This is a genomic window from Pseudomonas kulmbachensis (genome assembly GCF_963681935.1).
Taxonomy (GTDB): Bacteria; Pseudomonadota; Gammaproteobacteria; order Pseudomonadales; family Pseudomonadaceae; genus Aquipseudomonas; species Aquipseudomonas kulmbachensis.
This window is the reverse complement of sequence record NZ_OY817088.1, coordinates 230,708-246,787: the sequence shown is the minus strand read 5'-3', so window position 1 is coordinate 246,787 and position 16,080 is coordinate 230,708. Positions and strand designations below refer to the sequence as shown.

Here is a 16,080-nt window from a genome sequence, read left to right as displayed (position 1 = left end):
TTGAAGTATCTCTGTAGCCGCTGCCGCAGGCTGCGACAAGGGCCCAACAGCAGGATCGCTGCCTGCTGCAGCGGCTATACATGCTTGTATCAACCTCAAAAATACTTATCCAAAAACGCGAAGTACTGCCCGCGAATCTCGGCTGTTTCATTGGCCAGATGATGCCGCGCCTCGGGCAATAACAGCACCTGTGGCTGATTGAACCTGGCGTTCAACACTTCAAGGTTATGGTGCCAATCCACCGTTTTGTCGGCCTGCCCCTGAATCACCAACGGCTGACGCGCACTCGGTGACGCACCTTCAATACGCGGAATCCAGCGTGCCAGCGCGCCCACCCACGCCGTCGGCAGACGTACCGGCTGCAGTGGATCTGCCTGCAGAAACGGCAAAAAATCCGGGTCGTTAGAGTTCTCGCTAAAGCGGCGGGCGATCGCTTTGACGAAAGGGCGTAGCAGGTAATAGCTGAGTTTGGACCAGCGCCAGCCTAGTGGCCGAACCAGTGGCGAGAGCAAAATCGCCTGGCCCTGAGCCGGGCTTTGCTGCCCGTAGTGCAACAGGTGATCGAGCACAATCGCGCCACCCGTGCTTTGCCCGCACAGATGCCAAGGCTGCGGCAATTGCAGCGATTGCGCCTCGATAAACAATCCTTGCAGCACTGCCTGGTACTGCGCGAAATCATCAATACTGGCCCGCTCCCCACTCGACAGCCCGTGCCCCGGCAGGTCGCAGGCAATCACCACAAACCCCCGGTTCAAGCCCCACTCGATCACGTGCCGATACAGCCCCATATGATCGTAAAAACCGTGAATCACAAACAGCGTCGCCACCGGTGCAGACTCAGGCCACCACACCTGGCTGACCAGTTCATAACCGGCCGCACTAAAGCGCCCCAACTGGCGTTTCAGTGGAACCGGGCGATGAGGAAAATCCAGCCCATAAAAATGCTGATACGCCAGCCCCTCACTCGATAACGGCTGGCCCGCGACCAACGACTGCAGGCTGGCGCGCAAGGAATCGGGGGCAAACGGGGCAGGCATAAGGGCTTCCAGACAGGGCGCAGCTGCGCAAAACAGGCTTTATAGACCATCGATATTCATCTGTCAGGTCAAGCATGGCAAGCTACGCGGCCTTCAAGGAGCTTTTGCATGCCGGTGCCCACATTGAAAACCCTGCTGGCCTGCCTGCTGACGCTGATCTGCGCGGTGGGGTTGTGGCTCGCTTATGACTGGTTTCAAGGCCGTTACATTCGTACCTTCAGCGATCAGACCGCGCTGTTTGCCGGGGACGTCCTGAGCCTGCCAGCCGAACTGTCCGGCCCGGGCGCCATCCGCGTGGTGCACTTCTGGGACCCGGCCTGCCCGTGCAACGTCGGCAACCAGCAACACCTCAGTGAATTGCTGGCTCATTACGTACCGCAAGGCGTCGAGTTCTATTCAGTGCAAAAGCCCGGCACCCACGGTCAGTTGCCTGCCACCCTGGGCGCGCTCAAACCCCTGGCCAGCGTGCCCGGCGCCGAGCACCTGAGCGCCAGCCCGGCGGTGGCCATCTGGGACCGCAGCGGCCAACTGGCCTACTTCGGTCCCTACAGTGAAGGCGCTACCTGCAACGCCAGCAACAGCTTTATCGAGCCGATCCTCCAAGCCCTGAGCGAAGGTCGCCCGGTCAAGGCCACCCACACCATGGCCGTAGGCTGCTACTGCCCGTGGCAACCGCAACCCTGAGCGAAAAAAGGCTTTAAATGGTTGGCCGGGAAGGGCTCGAACCTTCCACCTCACCCTTATCAAGGGCGCGCTCTACCCACTGAGCTACCGGCCAGTCAACTTATCCACAGTCTGTTTTCCCGTCCAATAACGCTGCCCCATCAGCAGCGCGAAACAGGCCACAAGGCAGCAGCCTGCGAGGCTGATAAATACACCTTGGACATTTAATAGCGGCCCATTACTGCGCCCCGCGAGTATCACGCCAAAGCCAGCTGCCAGGGTAATGATGGTTTTGGTCAGCCCGCTGGCCACCCCCGCGACCTGTTCATCGACAACCGCCTGCGTTGCAATCAAGGTCAGGGCATTGGCAATCCCCAACGAGGCGCCGCACAAGGTCACCAGCAGCAGATAAAGCAGCCAGCCATAGGCAAGGGCCGCACCCGCCAGCAGCATTGCGCTGAAACCCAGGCATATCGCCATTGCCGACACCGCCTCAGAGCTTGGGATACGCCCGGCAATCGGCCCGCCACACGCCAGCAACGCCGCAGGCGCCAAAAAGGCCATACCCGCCTGCAAGGGGCTCAGGTTCCATACGCCTTGCAATGACAGTGGCACCACAAACAGATGCACCACCGTAGCGGTATTCACCACGGCACCGGCCAGGGTCAGCATCCAGTACGGCGGATTGCGCAACAGGCTGGTGTCGATCAAAGGCGCGGCAGCGTGCTTTTCACCCCATACAAACAGGCTGGCACACAGCACAAACATCCCCAGCGCCAGCCCCGCCCGGGGCATTGCCCGTGCCGGGCTGCCCAGCTCATCCAGCAGCAAGCCCAAGGCCGCCAGCCCCAGACTCACCAACAACAGCGCGGGTCCGTTGACCGCCGCACGCGCGCCACAAACATGCGGCTCAGCGATTCGCCAGCAGCACGCAAGTGCGACCAGCACCACGGGCAGGTTGATCCAGAAGATAAGCCGCCAGCCAAACCACTGCGTCAGCGCCCCGCCAAGAAAAGGGCCGATCACCGTGGCAATTGCCCCCAGCCCCAACGCCAGGCCAATCGCCCGCCCGCGCTGCTCACTCGGATACAGATGGCTCAACAGCGCCAACCCCGAGGGCATGATGCACGCAGCGCCAATGCCTTGAAGCACCCTGGCAGCCACCAGCCAGAGCAGCGACGGGGCCACGGCGCACAACAACGACGCACTGCCAAATAACGCCAGCCCCAAGCGTAACAAGCGCCCGTGACCAAAACCGTCGCTCAGGCGCCCGGCGGCCAGCATAAAAATGCCCACCGACAGCAAATAGCCGCTGACCACCCACTTGAGCCGGCCAACCGGCACGGCATAATCCTGCGCGATCGACAGCAATGCCAGATTCAAGGCAAACGCATCCAACTGAATACAAAAGATCCCGGCAGAAAATGCCAGCAACGCCAACCGGTGAGATCGATCAGAGAAAAAAGTCATAGGCTTCCCCACTCAATACAGCCCTGCCGAATGAGGTTCGTATGTGTGCTCAAGGATACTTTTCAAAAATTGCTCAAAGTCGGCCTCAAGCCTAAGCCCAATCTGCGGCCGGTAGCTGTAGAGGCCCTCGCAGAAACGCTTGTCGAGGCTGCTGTCGAGAAATAGCGCGTACGAAAAGCGATCCGCCTTGCCAGGCTCGTGAGGCTGTTGCACCACGCGGTGGGCGACCGCAGCCGCCGGTGTGGCCGTGTGCCGGGTCAATATCTCCATCGCACAGCCGAAGTTGACGATAAAACTGCCGGGGCGGGGATCAATCGGGTACCAAAAACCATCGCGCAGCACCTCAAGCCCTGGTTCCAGCGACCGCAGCACAGTGACCCAACCCGAGTCCTTGTGAATATTCAAACCACGGGCATTCACCTGCGGGCGAAAGTGGTTGAAGGTCAAGGTATGCGTGCCCTGGCTGGCCATGCAATGCCCGGTGGCCTTGCGCCAAAGTGCCGGGGGAATATCCAGAGATGCCAGCACCGCCAGCAGCACCTCGATGGCCAGGGTTTTCATGCGTTGCGCCTGAATGCGCACTGCTTCGGGGAATAACCTGTGCCAGTCGCTACTGCGCAGAAAGAACTGCTCGGTCTGGTCCGCGTCCCGGCAAAAATAGCCCTGATGTTTGCCCAGTTCCGTTTCGGTTTGCGTGCAAAAACCTCGGTAAGTGCCGTGACCCGACAAATAAAACTGGCGGGCAAAGCGATCACCCGGTGCCAGGTCGAATGCCTGTGCGGGCTCCACAAAGAAAAATCCGTCGCGCAGCGCCTGTTGCAGCCCCTCAGCCTGGTCAAAATGCAGTCGACGCGCAGACAGCACGGCCCGCTGCCACTGGTACTTACACTCGGTCATGGAAGCCATAACCCATTCCTTGCGCCTTAAGCACCGAAAATGCCCGAAACGACTGATACACCTCAAGCGCGCCCGAGCCGCTGTACTGATAGAGACTCATGTCAAAGTTGGGGCCCATATACACCGTAAATGACGAGCGATCCGGTGTGTCACGGACTGGCACGGTTTCGATGACGCGATGCAGCACGGCATGCCCCGGCAGACGCAGGTGTGCCGTCAATATCTGATAGGCATCGCCCAGGTTGACGATAAAGCAACCCGGTTCAAGGGGAACCGCTTGCCACATACCTTGGTGATAGATTTCAAAGCCCGGCTGGTCAGCCGCAATCACCGTAATAAAACCACTGTCGGTATGCTCGACAATCCCCAGGGTGCCCCTGACCCCGGAGCGATAGTGATTGAGGGTGGTGTAACACAGGCTGGTTTCATCCAACGTGCCTCCGGTAATGGTTGCCCAGTGGTCCTGATGCACACCGCTGGCTTCAAACAGATGACGCAAGGCCTGCAAGGTCACAACCTTGATGGCCCCAAGCAACCGGGTAATCGGCAGCGGGAAATACTCGCGCCACAAGTGACTCTCGATTTGCAGCTGCTCGACCTGATTGGGTCGGTCTTCATAGCCCAGCTTTGAGCGCTCGTGGGGGGCTTCGCGATGACCGCGCAGCACATCCTGCGCATCACGCCTGGGTCGGTAAAAATTGCGGCAGATCTCAAACCCCGGGTTTACATCCAGTGAAGGCGGGATTTGCAGCAAAAACGCACCCAATGCCAGCGCCTGTCCAAGGCTGCTGTCACTGAACTCAAGCCCGTGCCCGGTGAGCTGCGCACGGGGCAAAGACAACGAAACCGATTGATTGCTCATGCCACCTGCACCTCAATCTTCCTGTGGATAACTTTGCCCGGTACTACAACCTGGCGGTTTGATCGTAAGTACGTGCCACTTCCTGCTCGGCAAACTGCGCAACGCTCTGCACAACCACAGCGCGACCGTTGCGGTACTGATAGAGATTGCCGTCGAGGGCCGAGTCCAGAAACAGTGTGTAGGACGTTCGCTCACTCTCCACCGGTCGAGGCTCCAGTTGTGCCACCCCGTGGATATTGGCCCTGACCGGGGTTGCCAGGCACTCGGTCAGCACCTCGAACGAGCTGCCGAAATTGATAATGAAATAGCCGGGCAGAGGGTTGATGGCGCGTACCTGCCCATCAATCCAGGCGTACAGGCCGGGCTCGGTGGAGCGCAGCACCGTGACCCAGCCCGAGTCGCGGTGAAACTTGCAGCCACGGGCATTTTTTGCGCAGCGGAAATGGTTGAACGCGAGCATCTGGTGGCCACAGTTATCGGTCAGGCCTGACGATATACGGGGCCAATCGAACGCAGGTAGCTCCAGATAAGCAAAGGTGTTGCGCAGCACATTCAAGCCAAGCGAGGCCAGTTGCGTGCCCAGCATCGCCACCGCTCGCGGCGGCAAGTGCCAGTTGTCGCGCTCAATATAAAAGTTCTCCCACTGATCGTGGGGGCGATCGAAGTAGCCCTGATAAAGCCCCGGCACCTCCATCTCGCGATAACCGTCATCGGGCAGGTAAAACTGCCGGGCAAATTGGTCAGCTGCAGCGCAGACCATGCCCTGAGGAATTTTCAGCAGAAAAAAACCCTGCTCAATGCCCCGGGCAAAGCCATCGGCTGAATCGAATACCAGCCGACTGCCCGAAAACCGTGCACGCTCCAGCGTCAGTGGCGGGTACATGGCTTGCGCATGGGCCTGATGCAGCGGCGAAGGCAGGGTCAGGCTGTCACGGTAGGTGGCGCTACGGGTGCTGGTCATCGGCGTGACCTCCTTTTTTCAGGCGCAGGGTCATTACCCCCGACCGGGCAGGCTTGGGCATGGCGCAATAACGCCTCAGGCTCAGGTCGATACCCGTGCTGCTCACTTCGTAATGCCCATAGAGCTCACGCAACAACAAGCCCTGCATTTGTACCGAGAACAGGCGGCCCGGACATTTGCGTGGGTTGCGCCGGGTATTGAGCATGCTGAACGAGTTGATGTCGTAACGATTGCGCGCCAGCAGCGACGTACAGAAGGCGTGGGGCTGATCACCACTTTTTTGCAGAACCAAAATATTGCCTGGGTCGAAAACCTCAGGGCGAGGGAACACCTGCGGGTCTCGATTGGCCTGCCAGCGGTCGAGCCACAGCAGGGTGTCTGCAGGAATCACCAGGCGCTGCCCTCCATGTTCGATCTCGCATGCCTTGATGGTGCGCCGCCACAGCGCCGTGGGATTGGAGCCGCCAAGACGCAGCGCTTCCATCACCGCCAGATCAATCACATGCGGGGCGTGATCGCTATCGTTTGTGGCCGCCAAAATGATCTCGCGCTTTACCCGCGGCGAGGTTTCGATATAGGCCATCGACCACAGCAGGCTCAGCGCGGTGGTGTCGTAGGTCGCGATGATGATGGTGCCGATTTCCAGCGCCTGATCCTGGCTTAATTGCGCGATAGCCTGGCGGGTGAAGGCCAGCCCCCACAGCGCGAAGTGGCCAAGGATCAGGTTGGATGAAGGCGCCACGCCAATGGACTCAAAATTGCTGAGAAGCAGGTCTTTGACAAACGGCATCAGCGCCGGTTGCTGCTCTAACCCTTGGGCATCGTCATGGCTGATCACCTTGGAGGCCTGCTCGAAAAACCCGCTGACAACGCCCTTGAACCGATCATCTTCAAGGTACTGGGCCAGGGTTTTTACCCTGCAATCCAGTACCCCCGGCAAGTGGCTGTCTACATGGCTGACCCACTGCATGGCCAATTGCTCCATGCACAACGGCAGATTCTGAAGTGGCCGCAGATAGGCGCCAGCCAATCGAAAAATCTCGGGGTTCAACCCGTCGATAAAACGTTGACTGCCCAACGCCTGCTCTACCACTCGGCGCTTGTGGGCTCGCCGCGGATCACTGATATGCAGCGAGCCCAAAAAGCCGCCAAACAGTTCATGGTTGGCCTCGGTTGAGGCCGCGAGGTACTCGTCATCGAGCAGCGGCCTATTGTTGATCTGGTACAGAGCCAAGCGCCCACCCATCCAGAAACTGCAGAGGCCGCCCGCCTGTTTGGCGCAGCTGCGAATGCCGCTAAATCGAAAGTACTCGGTGGCCGGCAACCCCAGTTCCACCGTGGCGTGATGGAACGCATCGCCATGCCCCTGCACAGGGCACGGCCCCGGGTGATGGGCAATCACACCGACAAAGGGAGCCTTGGGGTTACTCATGGGCCGCATCCGGAGCCGGAACCGACTCGATGCCGAATGTGGTGTGCCGGTCTTGCCAGGTGAACTGGTTGAACCGGCGAAGAAAGGCTTCAACGCTCATTAACCGCAGCAGTTCGCCCTGGGGCTGCAACTCATACAGATCGCCACAGGCAGGCGGGTTGAGAAAAGTTGCAAAGGAAAAACGGTCTTCGCCCTTGGGCACCGCCGGGCACTCGCGCACGCGGTGCTCAATCGCCCGGGCAGGCAACGGCAAACGACCACTGAGCGCTTCAAGGCATGCCCCAAAGTTGACGATAAAACACCCTGGCACAGGTGCGATGGACTGCCACTGACCACCGATAAAGGCTTCGAAGCCCGGTTGGCGGGTATAGAGCAGCGTCACAAAGCCGGTGTCCCTATGTTCGGCACAGCCTGGCAAACGACGCTCGGGGCGATAATGGCTGGCGGCAAACCAATGAGTGCCCTCACCCGTCACGGCGCCACCACTGATCCGATGCCACAGATGCTCCGCTACCCCAAGTTCCCATAGCGCTGCCTGAAAAATTACCTGTCCTACTGCATCCATTACCTGGGCCATCTGCACTACAGCACAGGGCAAACGCCCGGCCCATCGAGACTTGTCGACCAACAGATGCTCGGTTTGAAAGTGCTCACGGTCAAAGTAGATATCCGTTTGCTGGCGGAACCCTCCATAGTTCGTGTGATCTGTAGCGGGCAGATAAAACTCGCGACACAGCTTGATACCCGGTTCAAGATCCAAATACTCAGGCACTTTCAATAAAAACAAACCCTGTGCAATCGCGTCGCGCAAACTTCCATCTTTATCAAATACAAGTTTGTCTTTAATAAGCGAGGCGCAATGCAGGTGAGCGTCAGGATAAATCATCAGGCATATCCCCCGAATAAAAAGTGCCTTGATAGATCTCCCGATCATTGTTATCGATTAGTTCCCGCGCATCACATACGCGCTGCAAACCCCGAATTGGACAATAATTAAAAATGCCCCTGTCTCGAGATAGAAAGTTACTGGAGCTGAAATGGCCGAAGCTGGAGCGATCTTCGGTTTGCCGTGCAACACGGTGCAGAATGGCCGCCACTGGGGAGTTGCAGCGGGCGGTTAACCATTCCATTGACAGGCCAAAGTTAATGACAAATTTATCAGGCGCACAGGGAACCCTTTCCCAACTATCAGACCGGTTAACCTCAAGCCCAGGTTGGGTCGTACGCAAAATCGTCAAAAAACCATCATCTTTATGGGAGCTCAAACCCACTTTGGCCAATTGCGCACGATAATGGTTGAAGGTCAGGTGATAAGCGCCACCACCATGGGAGCAGCTCCCCGTGGCCTGGGTCCAGACCCGTGCAGGTATACCTGCGTAATCGAGTGCTGCGCAAAGAATCTGCCGGGACAATGCGGTCATTTTCTCTCCAGTATCAGCAACCTCGGCCGGGTAATGGCTGGCCCAAAACCTGCGCTCTAGCAAAAACTGTTCAATCTGGTCGACCCGCTCATGAAAACCCAGCAAACCGTCGCCAAACTGGAAGGCGGTAATGGACTTGAAATGCCCATATTCACTGGCATCGCCCCGGTAGAACTGATTAGCAAACTGGTCAGCCGCACCAACATCAAGTTCAGTAGGGATCTTGAGCAGAAACACACCGTCGGCAAAGGCTTGGTGTCGGTCCTGGTCGCTGGCAAAACTCAATCGGCGGCCCGTCATCCAGGCACACACCAAATCAGCGGTACAGCTTACGGGCCGGGTATCCACGCGCTTGTGGTAAACCGTGCTGTAGAGCTGATTCGCAGGGGCTGGCGCCCTAAAGCTGCGCATATTCAACGCCCTTTCACACACAGAGAAACGATGGTCAGCGCCTTGAGTTCTTCAGGCGCCAGAGGATGCAAACCTTGGGCGATCTCCGACAGAGTGCTGAACGACCCTGGGTAGATCATGACCGAGTGCCCCTGTTGTTGCAGGCAGGCAAAAATCGCAAACTCTTCAAGAAAATAATCCGCCGAAAACGCGACCTGCCGCGCCCATTCTGATGGCTCCAACAGATCGAATTTTTTGCGCAAATAGTGCTCGGCAAAGCGTTTTACCGATTGATTGAACCGAGCATCCGTACGATAGAGCTGCAGGAGCTGGTGATGAAAATACTGATAGCCAACTTGCGCCTGAACCCCGTGACAGGTGAGAAAGCGAAACCGTGTGGCCGTACTGAAACGGTCAAATACCGGCTGGTTTTCCCGCATAAAACGCTCACCCAACGCCAGTGCTGCAACCATCGCCACTGGCGGCTGCAAGTTATGCACTGATTGCAGGGTCAACCGATGAATACTGTCCCCGACCAGCACCGTACACTGCGCAAATCGCCGAGAAATCCACTCCAGAATTCCAGCCAGCTTCTGTGGGTAGAAGTGGCTATTTTCAAGGCTTATTCCAAGAAAACAACTACCTGACAGTTCAAAATCATTGCGCTTTGCAAGCGGTGACACCGAGGCTATCTTGGCTTTATATTTAAATGATCGAGCCTCAATAACACAGGCGGTCTGCAAAACCGAATTATTACTTATATCAAATGACATACTTACTCCTTGTCAATAAACTGACTAAAGGCAGGGTGTCCATGCAATTGATTAAATATCCAAGCGGGCAGGCAGGCGATAAACTTCTTATAAATAACGTTACTTAATTTATAGACAGGCATCCTAATCTGCACAACGTCTTACCATGTAAGACCAAGCCCTGAATTTTGTACGAAATAACCTGCTCGCATTGAATGACTGACTTTCTCAATCAAGTCTCAGCCCCTACACTCGCTGTAGTTATTACCCTAAGGACGCTCCATGAAACGCAGCCTTACCGTCATCGCCCTTGTCGTCGCCGCCATCGCAGGCGGCGGGTTCTGGTACGTGCAGAGCAAACTGCCCACTCGTCAGGGGCAAGTTGCGCTTGATGCGCTGCAAGGGCCGGTCACGGTGCGGTATGACGAGCGCGGGGTGCCGCATATACGGGCGGGCAATCAGGCAGACATGTACCGCGCTCTCGGCTATGTACAGGCGCAGGACCGACTGTTTCAGATGGAAATCATGCGCCGCCTGGCGCGGGGTGAGCTGGCCGAGGTGCTCGGCCCCAAGCTGGTCGATACCGACAAGCTGTTTCGCAGCCTGCGCATTCGCGAACGGGCCGCCAGCTACCTGACTGAACTGGATCAGCAATCCCCGGCATTCATGGCCTTGCAGGCGTATCTGGACGGGATCAATCAATACCAGGCCAGCCACGCCAAACCTGTGGAGTTCGACCTGCTGGGCATCACGCCACGGCCCTTTACCGCCGAAGACACCATCAGCGTCGCCGGTTACATGGCCTACAGCTTTGCCGCGGCCTTTCGTACCGAGCCAGTGCTGACTTATATACGCGATCAGCTGGGCAGCGATTATCTGAAAATATTTGATCTGGATTGGCAACCTCAAGGTGTATTGGCCCCGGTGCTGGCAGCCAATGACTGGAAAGCCTTGGGGGCGTTGGCCCAGCTCAGCGATCAGGCCTTGAGCCAGGTGGGCTTGCCGCAGTTTGAAGGCAGTAATGCCTGGGTGGTGTCGGGCAAGCGCACGCAAAGTGGTAAACCACTGCTGGCGGGTGACCCGCATATTCGCTTTTCGGCGCCCTCGGTGTGGTACGAGGCCCAACTTTCGGCGCCCGACTTCGATCTGTATGGCTACCATCAGGCGCTGGTGCCGTTCGCCTTCCTGGGCAACAACCGCGACTTTGGCTGGAGCCTGACCATGTTCCAGAACGATGATCTGGACCTGATCGCCGAGAAGACCAACCCCGACAACCCGAATCAGGTGTGGTACCACGGACAGTGGGTCGACATGACCAGCAGCGAACAACAAATTGCGGTCAAGGGCGAGGCGCCGGTGACACTGACCCTGCGCCAGTCGCCCCACGGGCCAATTATCAATGACGTGCTGGGCACGACCGCGGGCAACACGCCAATTGCCATGTGGTGGGGGTTTCTGCAGACGAAGAACCCGATTCTCGAAGGTTTCTACCAGCTCAACCGCGCCGACAGCCTGAGCAAGGCCAAGACCGCGGCCACCTACATTCAGGCACCGGGGCTCAATCTGGTATGGGCCAACGCCAAGGGTGACATCGGTTGGTGGGCAGCGGTGCAATTGCCCAAGCGTCCAGCCGGTGTCAATCCGGCGTTTATCCTCGATGGCAGCACGGGCCAGGCCGATAAAGACGGCTTTTACCCGTTCAGCGCCAACCCGCAGGAAGAAAACCCGGCACGCGGCTATATCGTATCGGCCAACTTTCAACCGGTGTCACCTGCTGGCATCGAGATTCCCGGCTACTACAACCTGGCGGATCGCGGCCAACAACTGAATCGCCAGCTCAGCGATACCAGCGTGAAGTGGAACCTGAAGAACAGTCAAGCGCTGCAACTGGGTACCGCTACCGACTACGGCCAACGCGTGCTCAAACCGTTGTTGCCGGTGCTGCGCGAAGTGGTCAGCGACCCCGCCGAACGCAAGTTGGTGGAACAATTGGCGCAGTGGAAGGGCGATTACCCGCTGGACTCAACCGCCGCCACATTGTTCAACCAGTTCTTGTTCAGCCTGACCGAGGCAACCATGCGCGACAAATTGGGCGATGCCTTTTTTGACGCCATGCTGAGCACCCGCGTGATCGATGCGGCTTTGCCGCGCCTGGCCGCCAGCCCGGATTCGCCGTGGTGGGATAACCGCAATACAACGCAAAAAGAGACCCGCACCGACACGGTCAAGATCGCCTGGCAAGCCAGCATGGCCCAACTCAAGACCGCCTTGGGTGACGACCCTGCCCAATGGCGCTGGGGCCGCGCCCACACCCTGACCCACGACCACCCGCTGGGGAGGCAAAAACCGCTGGACTGGCTGTTCAACGTCGGCCCCTTCGCCGCCCCCGGTAGCCACGAAGTACCGAACAACCTCAGCGCCAAACTCGGCAACGCACCTTGGCCGGTGACCTACGGCCCATCTACCCGGCGCCTGATCGACTTTGCCAACCCGTCCCACGGGCTGACCATCAACCCGGTAGGCCAAAGCGGCGTGCCCTTCGACAAGCACTACCGCGACCAGGCCGAATCCTACATCGAAGGCGATTACGACAAACCGCACATGGACGAAGCCGAAATCCAGCTCAATACGCGCAGTACGTTGCGGCTGGTGCCGGTGAGGTAAAGGTTTTCAGGGTGCTAGCGCAGGGCGTAATCCAATACGATCCCCACAAAAATCGCCAAACCTGCCCAGTGGTTGTGCAAAAAGGCTCTGAAGCAGCGTTGCGGATCGCGGTTACGGGTGTACCAGAATTCCCACGCAAAGCACGCTGCAGCGCCCAGTAGGCCAAGGCGGAACCAGCCACCCAGTTCAAAATGCGCTCCCGCCAGCAACAGACAGCCCAAGGCCAGGCCTTGCAGGCTCAGGATGATTACACGGTCGGCATCGCCAAACAGGATGGCGGTGGATTTGACACCGATCTTGAGGTCGTCGTCGCGATCGGTCATGGCGTAGTAGGTGTCGTAGGCCACTGTCCACAGCAGGTTGGCGATATACAGCAACCACGCAGCAGCCGGCAGGCTGCCGGTTTCAGCGGTGAAGGCCATCGGTATGCCCCACGAGAACGCAGCGCCCAGTACCACTTGCGGGTAGTAGGTGAAGCGCTTCATGAACGGGTAAGTCGCAGCCAGTGCCAGCCCACCGAATGAAAGCCAGATGGTTGGCGCATTGGTGAACAGTACCAGCAGAAAACTGACTCCCATCAGCAGCGCAAAAAACACCAACGCCTCTTTACTGCTGATTTTCCCACTGGCCATAGGCCGCTGCTCTGTTCGTTTGACGTGGCCATCCACTTTGCGATCGGCAAAATCGTTGATCACGCAGCCCCCCGCTCGGGTCAGGATCACGCCGAAGACAAAAATCAGCAGGTTGCTCAACGAGGGCACGCCCTTGGCCGCAACCCACAGCGCCCACAAGGTCGGCCACAGCAGCAGATAAATGCCGATGGGTTTGTCCATGCGGGTCAGTTGAATGAAATCCCAGGCGCGAGGGTTCAGGCGATTGAGTGATTTGAGCAAACGCGTGTACATCAGTTGTTCTCCGACCGGGCACTGAGGGCGGCCCACAGTTTGGGTAAAAACACTTCGGCCACCAGCACGCTCAGTGCCCCGCGCACAAAGCGCGAACGGCGGCCCCACAGCAGGTCGGCCTGATCGACTGGCGGCAACCAGTGGCGCGGGTAGTGACACACTTGCAGCGCGCCGCGCTCAAATGCCTGATCGCTAAACAGCAGTTCGCCCAGTGAACGGGTGCCGAGTTCGTCCATGTTCAGACCACCCTCCTCCAGTGAGCTTTGGGCCGCCACGCTACGAGCGAACACCCACGGCTGCCCGTGACCACGTAAATACACTTCGCGCACCCAGCCCTGAACGCCCAGGGGCAGGTCAAGCGCTGCACACTCGTCCGGGCGCAATTGTTGCCAACCTTCAAAAAGCGGAAGCACACTGAAGGAATTATCTGAAACTGCAGTAAGGCGCCGAGTCAGAGAGCCCTCGTCAAATAACCAGTCGAGGGTCTGTGCATCAGGCAGCGCAGCAAGATGGCCTTGTTCAAGCCAGACAGGGGAGATCAGCGGAGAAGTTATGTGCGGCACGGTGGGTCATAATTGGCAGCCATTGAGGTCGGCGAGCTTATCACGCTGGTCCTTGAATGAGCGGTCGAGGGCCTTTTGGCAGCATTGGTGCTTGCATCTGCCTGTGGTCATCAGTACAAAACGCCCTGAATTTAACGAGCAACACGGCAGTCTCGAAAAGTCCGTGAGCTCGTTCAAGCCTGAACCTTTAGGAAGTACCCCGATGAAAAAGTGGCAATGCATTGTTTGTGGACTGATTTATAACGAAGCCGACGGCTGGCCGGATGATGGCATCGCCCCCGGCACACTGTGGCAAGACGTGCCTGAAGACTGGCTGTGCCCGGATTGCGGCGTCGGCAAAATGGATTTCGAGATGATTGAAATCAACTGATCGACCCTTTTAAAACCCTGACTCACTCTCTGGAGATTGGAATGAACGCACCTGTCGTGATCGTTGGCACTGGGCTGGCTGGCTATAACCTGGCCCGTGAGTTTCGCAAGCTGGACAGCGAAACCCCGCTGCTGCTGATCACTGCCGATGACGGGCGCTCCTACTCCAAGCCAATGCTGTCCACCGGTTTTGGCAAGAACAAAGAGGCCGACGGCCTGAGCATGGCAACGCCTGAGACGATGGCCGAGCAACTCAAGGCCCAGGTGCGTCCTCACACCCGTGTCAGCGGGATCGACCCGGGCCACAAGCAGTTGTGGATCGGTGAAGAAGCCGTGCCGTACCGCGACCTGATCCTGGCGTGGGGCGCGCAAACGGTGCAGGTACCCGTGGAGGGTGACGCGCAGGACGCGATCTTCCCGATCAATGATCTTGAAGATTACGCCCGATTTCGGGCAGCAGCGGCAGGCAAGCGCCGCGTTCTGATTCTGGGTGCCGGGTTGATCGGCTGCGAATTTGCCAATGACTTGATTGCGGGCGGTTATGAGGTGGATATGGTCGCGCCCTGCGAGCAGGTGATGCCAACCCTGTTGCATCCTGCTGCCGCGGCGGCGGTCCAGGCCGGGCTTGAAAGCCTGGGCGCCCGCTTGCACCTGGGCCCGGTGTTGACCCGTCTGCAGCGTACTGACGCCGGGCTCGATGCGCATTTGTCCGATGGCAGTGTGATCCCGTGCGATGTGGTGGTGTCTGCCATCGGCTTGCGCCCGCGTATTGATATGGCGGCCGCTGCCGGGATTCAGGTCAATCGCGGGATCGAAGTAAACCGTCAGCTCCAGACCTCCCACGACAACATCTACGCGCTGGGCGATTGCGCAGAGGTCGATGGTTTGAGCCTGCTGTACGTAATGCCGCTGATGAGTTGTGCCCGCGCACTGGCGCAAACTCTGGCGGGCAACCCGACGACCGTCAGCTACGGGGCAATGCCGATTACGGTCAAGACTCCGGTTTGCCCACTGGTGGTGTCACCCGTGCCGCGTGGCCATGAGGGTGTATGGACCGTGGAGGGTCAGGGCGCTGATATCAAGGCGCTGTGCCGCGACGCCAACGGACGACTGCTCGGTTATGCCCTGACCGGCGAAGCCGTTCGTGAAAAACTCGCACTGAACAAAGAGCTGCCTGCTCTTTTGGCGTAAACACTGCGCACTCTGTCGCATATGGCATTGCCTGGACTCAACAAAGCCGGTGCAGAGGCTGGCGTCGGGCTTGGCCGCGTGCCATTCTCACACCGGTCTGCCGCAGTTTAGAGCCTGCGGCGCCTTGGAGCTGCTCCGAAGAGAGCAGCACGGACATAACAACAAAAAACCGTCAATGAGGCTTCATCATGCGTAAACCAGATCTCGCCGCCGCTATTGCTGAAAAGGCCGACCTAACCAAAGAACAAGCCAACCGCGTACTCAATGCCGTGCTTGAAGAAATCACCCAGGCCCTGCATCGCAAGGACAGCGTCACGCTGGTCGGCTTCGGCACCTTTATTCAGCGTCATCGCGGTGCCCGCACCGGGCAAAACCCGCAAACCGGTCAGCCAGTCACCATCAAGGCCAGCAACACGGTAGCGTTCAAGCCGGGCAAGTTCCTCAAGGACAGCGTTAATCCTTAAGGCACCGACCCGATGAAGAATGGGCAAGCTGGCCCTTCC

At 58.4% G+C, this 16,080-nt stretch carries 16 protein-coding genes and 1 tRNA gene; 5 read left to right on the top strand and 12 right to left on the bottom strand.

Annotated features, from left to right (window positions below; all coding sequences use genetic code 11):
- Positions 1-95: 95 nt before the first annotated feature.
- Positions 96-1,037 carry a phospholipase BipL gene (gene bipL / locus U5A05_RS01245; RefSeq protein WP_261740478.1) on the bottom strand — a complete coding sequence of 314 codons (942 nt, stop codon included), beginning with the start codon at positions 1,035-1,037 and terminating at the stop codon, positions 96-98.
- A 108-nt stretch (positions 1,038-1,145) separates the two neighbouring features.
- Here bipL and U5A05_RS01240 point away from each other — a divergent pair, with 108 nt between their 5' ends.
- Positions 1,146-1,721: a DUF6436 domain-containing protein gene (locus tag U5A05_RS01240; protein WP_321835313.1), complete on the top strand. Its 576-nt coding sequence runs from the start codon at positions 1,146-1,148 to the stop codon at positions 1,719-1,721.
- Positions 1,722-1,739: 18 nt separating this feature from the next.
- Here the strand turns inward: U5A05_RS01240 and U5A05_RS01235 are convergent.
- The 9 genes from U5A05_RS01235 to U5A05_RS01195 form a co-directional block, all read right to left on the bottom strand.
- Positions 1,740-1,815 (bottom strand) — tRNA-Ile (locus U5A05_RS01235).
- Positions 1,806-3,170 carry an MFS transporter gene (locus tag U5A05_RS01230; protein WP_321835312.1) on the bottom strand — a complete coding sequence of 455 codons (1,365 nt, stop codon included), beginning with the start codon at positions 3,168-3,170 and terminating at the stop codon, positions 1,806-1,808. The genes U5A05_RS01235 and U5A05_RS01230 overlap by 10 nt, the downstream gene beginning before the upstream one ends.
- Positions 3,171-3,182: 12 nt before the next feature.
- Positions 3,183-4,076 carry a 2OG-Fe(II) oxygenase family protein gene (locus tag U5A05_RS01225; RefSeq protein ID WP_321835311.1) on the bottom strand — a complete coding sequence of 298 codons (894 nt, stop codon included), beginning with the start codon at positions 4,074-4,076 and terminating at the stop codon, positions 3,183-3,185.
- Complete coding sequence (locus tag U5A05_RS01220) at positions 4,054-4,929, bottom strand: 2OG-Fe(II) oxygenase family protein (RefSeq protein WP_321835309.1); 876 nt, start codon at positions 4,927-4,929, stop codon at positions 4,054-4,056. Before U5A05_RS01220 ends, U5A05_RS01225 begins: the two co-directional genes overlap by 23 nt.
- A gap of 43 nt (positions 4,930-4,972) precedes the next feature.
- Positions 4,973-5,890 carry a 2OG-Fe(II) oxygenase family protein gene (locus U5A05_RS01215; protein ID WP_321835307.1) on the bottom strand — a complete coding sequence of 306 codons (918 nt, stop codon included), beginning with the start codon at positions 5,888-5,890 and terminating at the stop codon, positions 4,973-4,975.
- A complete protein-coding gene (locus U5A05_RS01210) occupies positions 5,874-7,322 on the bottom strand; it encodes a cytochrome P450 (protein ID WP_321835306.1) in 1,449 nt (482 codons plus the stop codon). The genes U5A05_RS01215 and U5A05_RS01210 overlap by 17 nt, the downstream gene beginning before the upstream one ends.
- Complete coding sequence (locus U5A05_RS01205) at positions 7,315-8,208, bottom strand: 2OG-Fe(II) oxygenase family protein (protein WP_321835304.1); 894 nt, start codon at positions 8,206-8,208, stop codon at positions 7,315-7,317. The genes U5A05_RS01210 and U5A05_RS01205 overlap by 8 nt, the downstream gene beginning before the upstream one ends.
- The gene (locus U5A05_RS01200; RefSeq protein ID WP_321835302.1) at positions 8,195-9,028 is read right to left on the bottom strand and encodes a 2OG-Fe(II) oxygenase family protein; all 834 of its coding nucleotides are present in this window, start codon (positions 9,026-9,028) and stop codon (positions 8,195-8,197) included. Before U5A05_RS01200 ends, U5A05_RS01205 begins: the two co-directional genes overlap by 14 nt.
- Positions 9,029-9,156: 128 nt before the next feature.
- A complete protein-coding gene (locus U5A05_RS01195; RefSeq protein ID WP_321835300.1) occupies positions 9,157-9,906 on the bottom strand; it encodes a tRNA-dependent cyclodipeptide synthase in 750 nt (249 codons plus the stop codon).
- A 261-nt stretch (positions 9,907-10,167) separates the two neighbouring features.
- Between U5A05_RS01195 and U5A05_RS01190 the strand changes: the two genes are divergently transcribed.
- Positions 10,168-12,549 carry a penicillin acylase family protein gene (locus U5A05_RS01190; RefSeq protein WP_321835298.1) on the top strand — a complete coding sequence of 794 codons (2,382 nt, stop codon included), beginning with the start codon at positions 10,168-10,170 and terminating at the stop codon, positions 12,547-12,549.
- A gap of 14 nt (positions 12,550-12,563) precedes the next feature.
- Here the strand turns inward: U5A05_RS01190 and ubiA are convergent, their stop codons facing one another.
- On the bottom strand, positions 12,564-13,454 hold the full coding sequence (gene ubiA, locus U5A05_RS01185) for a 4-hydroxybenzoate octaprenyltransferase (RefSeq protein ID WP_261740467.1): 891 nt from the start codon (positions 13,452-13,454) through the stop codon (positions 12,564-12,566).
- The gene (locus tag U5A05_RS01180) at positions 13,454-14,017 is read right to left on the bottom strand and encodes a chorismate--pyruvate lyase family protein (protein ID WP_395246951.1); all 564 of its coding nucleotides are present in this window, start codon (positions 14,015-14,017) and stop codon (positions 13,454-13,456) included. Before U5A05_RS01180 ends, ubiA begins: the two co-directional genes overlap by 1 nt.
- Before the next feature lie 202 nt (positions 14,018-14,219).
- Here U5A05_RS01180 and U5A05_RS01175 point away from each other — a divergent pair, with 202 nt between their 5' ends.
- The 3 genes from U5A05_RS01175 to U5A05_RS01165 all read left to right on the top strand — a co-directional run bounded on the left by U5A05_RS01175 (position 14,220) and on the right by U5A05_RS01165 (position 16,041).
- A complete protein-coding gene (locus U5A05_RS01175; protein WP_003437744.1) occupies positions 14,220-14,387 on the top strand; it encodes a rubredoxin in 168 nt (55 codons plus the stop codon).
- 41 nt (positions 14,388-14,428) lie between these two features.
- A complete protein-coding gene (locus tag U5A05_RS01170) occupies positions 14,429-15,577 on the top strand; it encodes an NAD(P)/FAD-dependent oxidoreductase (protein ID WP_321835296.1) in 1,149 nt (382 codons plus the stop codon).
- Between the two features lie 188 nt (positions 15,578-15,765).
- Positions 15,766-16,041: an HU family DNA-binding protein gene (locus tag U5A05_RS01165; RefSeq protein ID WP_016782719.1), complete on the top strand. Its 276-nt coding sequence runs from the start codon at positions 15,766-15,768 to the stop codon at positions 16,039-16,041.
- Positions 16,042-16,080 lie beyond the last annotated feature (39 nt).

What these genes read in the sequence shown, in the direction of transcription:
- U5A05_RS01240 (WP_321835313.1), top strand. Translation starts at nt 1,146, where the DNA reads ATGCCGGTGCCCACATTGAAAACCCTGCTGGCCTGCCTGCTGACGCTG.
- U5A05_RS01175 (WP_003437744.1), top strand. Translation starts at nt 14,220, where the DNA reads ATGAAAAAGTGGCAATGCATTGTTTGTGGACTGATTTATAACGAAGCC.
- bipL (WP_261740478.1), bottom strand. Translation starts at nt 1,037, where the DNA reads ATGCCTGCCCCGTTTGCCCCCGATTCCTTGCGCGCCAGCCTGCAGTCG.
- U5A05_RS01225 (WP_321835311.1), bottom strand. Translation starts at nt 4,076, where the DNA reads ATGGCTTCCATGACCGAGTGTAAGTACCAGTGGCAGCGGGCCGTGCTG.
- ubiA (WP_261740467.1), bottom strand. Translation starts at nt 13,454, where the DNA reads ATGTACACGCGTTTGCTCAAATCACTCAATCGCCTGAACCCTCGCGCC.
- U5A05_RS01190 (WP_321835298.1), top strand. Translation starts at nt 10,168, where the DNA reads ATGAAACGCAGCCTTACCGTCATCGCCCTTGTCGTCGCCGCCATCGCA.
- U5A05_RS01195 (WP_321835300.1), bottom strand. Translation starts at nt 9,906, where the DNA reads ATGTCATTTGATATAAGTAATAATTCGGTTTTGCAGACCGCCTGTGTT.
- U5A05_RS01210 (WP_321835306.1), bottom strand. Translation starts at nt 7,322, where the DNA reads ATGAGTAACCCCAAGGCTCCCTTTGTCGGTGTGATTGCCCATCACCCG.
- U5A05_RS01205 (WP_321835304.1), bottom strand. Translation starts at nt 8,208, where the DNA reads ATGATTTATCCTGACGCTCACCTGCATTGCGCCTCGCTTATTAAAGAC.
- U5A05_RS01170 (WP_321835296.1), top strand. Translation starts at nt 14,429, where the DNA reads ATGAACGCACCTGTCGTGATCGTTGGCACTGGGCTGGCTGGCTATAAC.
- U5A05_RS01165 (WP_016782719.1), top strand. Translation starts at nt 15,766, where the DNA reads ATGCGTAAACCAGATCTCGCCGCCGCTATTGCTGAAAAGGCCGACCTA.
- U5A05_RS01215 (WP_321835307.1), bottom strand. Translation starts at nt 5,890, where the DNA reads ATGACCAGCACCCGTAGCGCCACCTACCGTGACAGCCTGACCCTGCCT.
- U5A05_RS01230 (WP_321835312.1), bottom strand. Translation starts at nt 3,170, where the DNA reads ATGACTTTTTTCTCTGATCGATCTCACCGGTTGGCGTTGCTGGCATTT.
- U5A05_RS01220 (WP_321835309.1), bottom strand. Translation starts at nt 4,929, where the DNA reads ATGAGCAATCAATCGGTTTCGTTGTCTTTGCCCCGTGCGCAGCTCACC.